Source organism: Kitasatospora sp. NPDC059722 (assembly GCF_042733235.1).
Taxonomy (GTDB): Bacteria; Actinomycetota; Actinomycetes; order Streptomycetales; family Streptomycetaceae; genus Kitasatospora.
Window position 1 is genome coordinate 1 of record NZ_JBHWGD010000074.1, and the last position, 8,157, is coordinate 8,157.

7 protein-coding genes are annotated in these 8,157 nt (G+C 73.3%); all 7 read left to right on the plus strand.

The features are described from left to right. The first annotated feature begins 8 nt into the window (after positions 1-8). The gene (locus ACFV4F_RS33310) at positions 9-1,265 is read left to right on the plus strand and encodes an ABC transporter substrate-binding protein (protein WP_380508259.1); all 1,257 of its coding nucleotides are present in this window, start codon (positions 9-11) and stop codon (positions 1,263-1,265) included. 1 nt (position 1,266) lies between these two features. Next, entirely contained in the window at positions 1,267-2,214 is a 948-nt protein-coding gene (locus ACFV4F_RS33315; protein WP_380508189.1) for a carbohydrate ABC transporter permease, read from the plus strand. After that, positions 2,211-3,053, plus strand: coding sequence for a carbohydrate ABC transporter permease (locus ACFV4F_RS33320; RefSeq protein ID WP_380508192.1), 843 nt, complete (start codon positions 2,211-2,213; stop codon positions 3,051-3,053). The genes ACFV4F_RS33315 and ACFV4F_RS33320 overlap by 4 nt, the downstream gene beginning before the upstream one ends. A gap of 46 nt (positions 3,054-3,099) precedes the next feature. Further along, positions 3,100-4,455, plus strand: a complete 1,356-nt coding sequence (locus ACFV4F_RS33325) for a GH1 family beta-glucosidase (RefSeq protein WP_380508195.1) — start codon at positions 3,100-3,102, stop codon at positions 4,453-4,455. Positions 4,456-4,557: 102 nt separating this feature from the next. Then, positions 4,558-5,841: an NAD(P)/FAD-dependent oxidoreductase gene (locus ACFV4F_RS33330; protein WP_380508198.1), complete on the plus strand. Its 1,284-nt coding sequence runs from the start codon at positions 4,558-4,560 to the stop codon at positions 5,839-5,841. A 194-nt stretch (positions 5,842-6,035) separates the two neighbouring features. Beyond that, positions 6,036-6,617, plus strand: coding sequence for a hypothetical protein (locus tag ACFV4F_RS33335; protein WP_380508201.1), 582 nt, complete (start codon positions 6,036-6,038; stop codon positions 6,615-6,617). A 28-nt stretch (positions 6,618-6,645) separates the two neighbouring features. Further along, positions 6,646-8,157 (plus strand): bifunctional polysaccharide deacetylase/glycosyltransferase family 2 protein (locus ACFV4F_RS33340; RefSeq protein ID WP_380508203.1); only part of this gene is annotated, 1,512 nt, incomplete at its 3' end.

Below are 8,157 nucleotides of genomic sequence, written 5' to 3' on the forward strand. Positions count from 1 at the left end.
CCGCCGTCCTGGCACTCGCCGCCAGCGCCTGCGGAGGGGGCGAGGGCGCGGACACCGGCCCCGCCGCCCTCACCTACTGGGCGTCCAACCAGGGCACCAGCCTGGACAACGACCGCCAGGTGCTGGAGCCGGAGCTGAAGAGGTTCGAGCAGCAGACCGGGATCAAGGTGAAGCTCGAAGTCGTCCCGTGGTCGGACCTGCTCAACCGCATCCTCACGGCGACCACCTCCGGCCAGGGGCCGGACGTCCTCAACATCGGCAACACCTGGTCCGCCTCGCTCCAGGCCACCGGCGCCCTGCTGCCCTTCGACGCCTCCGCGCTGGAGAAGACGGGCGGCAAGGACCGCTTCCTGCCCTCCGCCCTCGCCTCCACCGGAGCCGCGGGCAAGGACCCCGCCGCCCTCCCGCTCTACTCCATGGCCTACGGCCTGTACTGGAACAAGAAGCTGTTCGCCGAAGCCGGGATCGACCACCCCCCGACGACGTGGGAGGAACTGATCGCCGACGGGCACCGGCTCACCGCCGGCGACCGCCACGGCCTCGCCCTCGAAGGCGGCAGCCCCACCGAGGACGTCCACCACGCCTTCACCCTCGCCAAGCAGCAGGGCGCCGACTTCTTCGACGCCACCGGAAAGCCGACCTTCGACGGCCCCGGGACCGTGGCCGCCGTCAAACGGTACGTGGGGCTGCTCGGTACCGACCGGATCGCCGCGCCCGGCAACGCCGAGTACGCCAACAACCAGTCCGTGACCGACTTCGCCACCGGCAAGGCCGCGATGCTGATGTGGCAGTCCGCCGGCGCGAACCTCGCCTCGCACGGCATGAAACCCGAGGACTACGCCGTCGCCCCGCTGCCCGCGCCCGCCGGCGCCACCGGGGACCGCGCCACCGCCTCCATGGCCGCCGGCATCAACCTCGCCGTCCTCCGCAGCAGCCACAACACCGACGGCGCGCTGAAGTTCGTGACGTTCATGACCGGCACGGACGAACAGATCCGGCTCAACCGGGCCTACGGCTCCATCCCGCCGGTCAAGGACGCCCAGAACGACCCGGCCTTCGCCACCCCCGAGCTCAAGACCCTCTCCGACGTGCTCAGGACCAGCGCTGCCCCACTCCCCCAGGTCCCGGACGAGAGCCAGTTCGAGACCCTGGTCGGCACCGCCGTGAAGAACCTCATGGGCGCCGCCGCCGCGGGCAAACCCCCCACCGACGACACGGTCAGGGCCGAACTGGCCAAGGCCCAGCAGCAGATGCCGGCCCACTGACGTGACCACCACGCCACCGGCCCGTCCGGCCCCGCCCGACCGCAGCGCCCGCCGCCGCGCCGCCCTGCCCTACGTCCTCCTCCTGCCCGCCCTGCTCCTCGAACTGCTCGTCCACCTCACGCCGATGGTCGTCGGCGCGGCGATGAGCCTCAAGCAGCTCACGCAGTTCACCATCCGCGACTGGTCCGCCGCCCCCTGGACCGGCCTCGCCAACTACCGCACGACCGTCGACATCAACGCGCCCGTCGGCCGTGCGCTGCTCCACTCCTTCGGAATCACCTGCGCCTTCACCGTCCTGACCGTCGGCCTGTCCTGGCTGATCGGCACCACCGCCGCGATCCTGCTCCAGGACGCCTTCCGGGGCCGCGGACTCCTGCGCGCCCTGTTCCTGCTCCCCTACGCGCTGCCGGTGTACGCGGCCGTCATCACCTGGTCGTTCGTGTTCCAGCGCGACACCGGCCTGCTCAACCACGTCCTCCACGACCAGCTCCACCTCGTCGACGACAAGCCCTTCTGGCTGCTCGGCGGCAACAGCTTCGCCGCCCTGGTCACCGTCGCCGTCTGGCGCAGCTGGCCGTTCGCGTTCCTGACCGTCACCGCCGGCCTCCAGAACATCCCGCGCGAGCTGTACGAGGCGGCCGCCCTGGACGGCGCCGGCATCCGGCAGCAGATCCGCCGGATCACCCTGCCGTCGCTGCGCCCGGTCAACCGCGTCCTGGTGCTCGTGCTGTTCCTGTGGACGTTCAACGACTTCAACACGCCCTACCTGCTGTTCGGCCGGTCCGCCCCCGAGGCCGCCGACCTCGTCTCCGTGCACGTCTACCAGTCCTCGTTCGTCACCTGGAACTTCGGCGCGGGCTCCGCCATGTCGGTGCTCCTGCTGCTCTTCCTGCTGCTGGTGACGGCCACGTACCTGCTGCTCACCGCACGCCGAAGGAGCGCGCGATGATCGGGGCGCCCGCGTCCTTCCGGTGGCTGCGCCGGGTGCTGCTCGCCGCGCTGGCGGTCTTCGCGGCCACGCCGGTCCTGGTGATGGTCTCCAGCTCGCTCAAACCCCTCCAGGACGTGCAGGGCCCGTTCCGCTGGATCCCCAGCACCGTGACGCTCCGGCCGTACGCGGACATCTGGCGCACCGTGCCGCTCGGCCGGTACCTCGTCAACTCGCTGATCGTCGCGGGTGGTTCGACCGTCTGCTCGGTCCTGGTCGCGATCCTCGCCGGGTACGCGGTCAGCCGCCACCGCTTCCGCGGCCGCCGCCTGTTCACCGTCACGGTGCTGTCCACCCAGATGTTCCCGGGCATCCTGTTCCTGCTGCCGCTGTTCCTGATCTTCGTGAACCTCGGCAACGCGACCGGGATCGCCCTGTACGGCAGCCGCGGCGGGCTGATCCTCACCTACCTCACCTTCTCGCTGCCGTTCTCGATCTGGATGCTGGCCGGGTACTTCGACTCCATCCCCCGCGACCTGGACGAGGCCGCCCTGGTCGACGGGTGCGGGCCGGTGCGGGCGCTGGTGCGGGTCGTCGTCCCGGCCGCGCTCCCCGGCATCGTGGCCGTCGCCGTGTACGCCTTCATGACGGCGTGGGGCGAGGTGCTCTTCGCCTCGGTGCTCACCGACGACGAGACCCGCACGCTGGCCGTCGGCCTCCAGGGCTACGCGACCCTCAGCGACGTCTACTGGAACCAGGTGATGGCCGCCTCCCTGGTGGTGAGCGTGCCCGTCGTCGCCGGATTCCTGCTGCTCCAGCGCTTCCTGGTCACCGGCCTGACCGCCGGCGCCGTCAAATGACCACACCTCCGGCCCGCCGGACACCCCCTCGCCGAAAGGCACACCCGTGACCGACCTCAGCGACCTGCCCGCCGACTTCCTGTTCGGTGCCGCCACCGCCGCCTACCAGATCGAGGGCTCGGTGGACGCGGACGGACGCGCACCGTCCATCTGGGACACCTTCTCGCACACCCCCGGCAGGATCGCCGCCGGCGACACCGGTGACACCGCCTGCGACCACTACCGCCGCTGGCCGCAGGACGTCGCCCTGATGCACCGCCTGGGCCTGGACGCCTACCGGTTCTCCATCGCCTGGCCGCGCGTCGTGCCGCTGGCGGACGGCACGGTCAACCAGGCCGGGCTGGACTTCTACGACCGCCTCGTCGACGCCCTCCTCGACGCCGGCATCGTCCCGTTCCCGACGCTCTACCACTGGGACCTGCCCCAGGCCCAGCAGGACCGCGGGGGCTGGCCGGCCCGCTCCACCGCCGAGCGCTTCGCCGAGTACGCGGCGGTGGTCGGCGCACGCCTCGGTGACCGCGTCACCCACTGGGCCACCCTCAACGAACCCCTCTGCTCCGCCTGGATCGGCCACCTGGACGGCACCATGGCGCCCGGTCTCACCGACCTCACCGCCGCCGTCCGCGCCTCCTACCACCTGCACCTGGGCCACGGCCTGGCCCTGGCGGCCCTGCGCTCGGCCGTGCCCGGCGCGCAGATCGGCATCGTCAACAACCTCAGCCCGATCGAGCCCGCCACCCGCTCCGCGGCCGACCGGGCCGCCGCCGCCCGCGCCGACGGCCACGTCAACCGCTGGTGGCTCGACCCCGTCCTCGGCCGCGGCTACCCGGCGGACATGCGGGCCGAGTACGGCGTCGACCTGCCCGTCCGCCCCGGGGACCTGGAGCTGATCGCCGCGCCCCTCGACTGGCTCGGCCTCAACTACTACTTCCGCCAGGTCGTCGCCGACGACCCGCACGGCCCCGCCCCCCGCTTCCGCCAGCTGCCCGGCCCCAACCCCCGCCACACGGCCATGCCCTGGGAGGTCCACGCCTCCGGCCTCGAACAGCTGCTGCTGCGGCTGACCCACGACTACGGCGTCCGGCGGATCTACGTCACCGAGAACGGCTCCGCCTACCCCGACACCGTCGCCCCCGACGGCAGCGTGCACGACCCCGAGCGCACCGCCTACCTCCGGGACCACCTCGCGGCCTGCGCCCGCGCCGCCGCCCGGGGAGCGGCACCGGCCGGGTACTTCGCCTGGTCGCTGCTCGACAACTTCGAGTGGGCGTACGGCTACGACAAGCGGTTCGGCCTGGTTCACGTCGACTACCCGAGCCAGCGGCGGACCGTGAAGACCAGCGGCCGCACCTACGCCGACCTCATCGCGGCCCACCGGACGCGCCGCCGGGAGGATTCCTGAAGCGTTCCGGTCAAAGGGACTTGACAGCGATTCACGTTCCTGGGAGCAGTGGCACTGCACCACCGCCACGAACAGCGCCACTCCGAAGGGGGACATCAGCAGATGACCGGAGCCGGAAGCACGGAACACGACACGGAACACGACTACGACGTCGTCATCAGCGGAGCCGGCCTCGCCGGCAGCGCCGCGGCGATCCTGCTCGCCCGGCGCGGAGTCCGTGTCGCCCTGCTGGAACGCCGCTCGGACCCCGGGGCGTACAAGGTCCTGTGCACCCACTCCCTCACGGCCAACGCCTACCCGGTGCTGGACGAGCTCGGCCTCATTCCCGCCCTGGAGGAGGCGGGGGCCGTCCGCAACGAGGCCCGCTGGTACACCCGCTGGGGCTGGATCGAACCGGGCGCCGCACCGGGCCCCGAGCTGCCGTACGGGTACAACGTGCGGCGCAGCACCCTCGACCCGATCATCAGGTCCCGCGCGGGGCAGACCCCCGGCGTGGATCTGCTCCTCGGCCACCAGGTGACCGGGCTGATCCAGGAGGGCGGACGGACGGTGGGGGTGCGCGCCTCGACGCCGCAGGGCGAACGTGAGCTCCGGGCCCGCCTGGTGGTCGGCGCCGACGGCAAGGACTCGGCCGTGGCGAAGCACGCCGGGGTGCCCGCGCGGCTGCACGAGAACACGCGGTTCGCGTACTTCGCGCACTTCCGCGGCCTTCCGCTGCCCGGCGGGATCGCCCACACCTGGTTCCTCGAACCCGACATGGCGTACGCGTTCCCCAACGACGACGGGGTCACGGTCGTCGCGGTCGTCCCGGACAAGAAGCGGCTGCCGGGCTTCCGCAAGGACCTGGAGGGCAGCTTCACCGCCTTCGTCCGCGCCCTGCCCGAGGCGCCGCCCATCGACTCCGCCGAGCGCGTCTCGAAGATCATCGGCGTGCTCGACTACCCGCTGGTCGACCGCACGCCGGCCGCACCGGGCATCGCGTTCATCGGCGACGCCGCCTTGACCAGCGACCCGCTGTGGGGCGTGGGCTGCGGATGGGCGCTGGAGTCCGCGACGTGGCTGACGGAGGCCGTGGCCCCGGCCGCCGCCGGGCGCGGCGACCTCGACCGGGCGCTGGCGGCGTACGCCCGCACGCACCAGCGCCGGATGCGCGGCCACCAGTTCCTAGCCGCCGACTTCGCCAAGGCCCGCCCGTTCAACCCGCTGGAGCGGCTGATGTTCTCGGCGGCGGCGCGCGACGGATCGCTGGCGCGGCACATGCACCGGTTCGGATCCCGCCTGATCGGCCCGATGCGCTTCCTGAACCCCGTGGCGATCGCCCAGGCGTCGGCCGTCAACATCAAGCACCGCGCGACGGCCGCGGGGAGCGCTCCGACGGATCGCTGAACCGGCACGAACCCCGGTTCCGTCCCGGTTCCCGGCCGAGCCCGGGCGTCAAGGCGGAATCCGGCGGGGAGGGTGTGACGGAACTCCGGCTCCCGGCGCTGAACAGATCACGACCAGTGCACCGTCGGCTCACCCGTGACCCGTAGGTGCGGCCCTGACAGCCCTGTGGACCGAGAAGACCTGGACCCGACACCGTGCCCGTCACACCGTACGAACCGTGGCCGACCGCCGAACACGTCCCGTTCACCGGGGACGGAGCGGGCGAGGCCACCGTCGAACTGCCCGCCGTCTCCGACGCCGAGCCGCCGCCCCCGCCCGTGTTCGTGGACTCCTCCGGCCGCCGCCAGCGCAGGATCCGCCGCCTCGGGGTGGCACTGGCCGTACCGGCCGGCGGGTACCTGGCCCTGCTGGCGAGCGCGCTGCTCGGCGGCCCGACGGTGAACGCGCCGTTCCTGCCGCTCCCCCAGCCGCCGGCACCGAGCGCGCCGGACCCGACGGCCGCGCCGTCCGACGCGCCCACCGCCGGGCCGGTGGCCGCGGCCGCACCCAGCGAGCACCCGAGCGCGGCGCCCACCCACCCGCGGGCCGTCACCCCGGTCAGCGTCCAGCACCCGTCGGCCACCAGCCCTGCGGCACCGAGCGCGCCCGCCGGCCCCACGGCCACCACGGCGCCGGCCCCGACCGCCACGCCGTCGGAGCACCCGAGCCCCACCCCCGGGCACGGCCGCCCCAGCGCCCCGCCGGGGAACCCGAACGGCCACCCCAACAAGCAGTGACCTCCACCCACCCACCGAGAGCCGCACGATGAGCACCGCCCGCCGCCGGAGAACACCCGCCCCCACCCGCGCGTCCGCCCGCCGAGGCCGGCGCGGCGTGGTCCGCCAGCGCCCGCTGCGCACCCACTGGCTCCTGCTGACCGCCCTGCTGCTGACGCTCACCGGCGCCCTCGCGCTCCAGGGCTACACCCAGCACAGCTTCGACGACCGCCCCGACCAGGCCGCCACGCCCACGGCCGCGGACGCGGTCCCGGCAGCCGTCCGCGACGGCGGTCCGGTGATCGACACCGCGGGCCCGCAGCCGCGCAGCGCCGCGCCCGGGCCCGGCACCGTCGCCCTCACCTTCGACGACGGCCCCGACCCGACGTGGACGCCGCAGATCCTCGACGTCCTGCGCAAGGAGGGGGTGCACGCGACGTTCTTCGTGGTCGGCACCCAGGCCGCCGCCCATCCCGACCTGATCCGGCGGATCGTCGCCGAGGGCCACCAGATCGGCGTGCACACCTTCACCCACACCGACCTCGGCCCGGCCCCCGCCTGGCGCCGCTCGCTGGAACTGCGCGAGACCCAGCTCGCCCTCGCCGGATCCGCCGGGGTGACGAGCTCGCTCCTGCGGCCGCCGTACTCCTCCAGCGCGGACGCCCTGGACGACCGCGAGTGGGACGCCGTCCAGCAGGCCGGGCGCTCCGGCTACCTGACCGTGCTCACCACCCAGGACAGCGAGGACTGGCAGCGGCCGGGAATCCCGCAGATCCTCAAGGCGCTCGACGACCGCCCGGGCGGCCCCGGGCAGGTCATGCTGATGCACGACGCGGGCGGGGACCGCTCGCAGACCGTGGCCGCCCTGAAGACCCTGCTGCCCGAACTCACGTCGCGCGGCCTGCGCTTCGCCACCGTCAGCCAGGCCGTCGGCCTGTCCGACCCCGTCCGCCAGGCCGGAACCGCCGACCGTCTCCAGGGAACCGCCCTGATCTGGATCCTCCGGAGTGGGAACTGGGTGCTCACCGTCCTGGGCTGGCTGCTGTGGGCGGCGGGCGCGATCAGCGTGCTGCGGGCCGTCGCCGTCCTGGTGGCCGCCCGCCGGCACAGGCGGCTGCGCCGCCGCCCGTGGGGACCGCCCGTCACCGAACCGGTCAGCGTCATCGTGCCCGCGTACAACGAGTCCGCCGGGATCGAGGCCGCGCTGCGCTCGCTGCTCGCCTCCGACCACCCCGTGGAGCTGATCGTGGTCGACGACGGCTCGACCGACGGCACCGCCGACCTCGTCGAGTCGCTCGGCCTCCCCTACACGCGCGTGATCCGGCAGGAGAACGCGGGCAAGCCCGCCGCGCTCAACACCGGCATCGCGGCCGCCCGCGCGGAGCTCCTGGTGATGGTCGACGGCGACACGGTCTTCGAGCCCGACGCCGTCCGCCACCTCGTCCAGCCGTGCGGCCACCCCGCCGGCCGCGCCCGAACCGCCCAAGCCAAAGTGATGAAACCCCCCGCCCCGCGCGGCCGGTTGGAGAACAAAAACTACGTGGTGGGGATAAACAAGGAC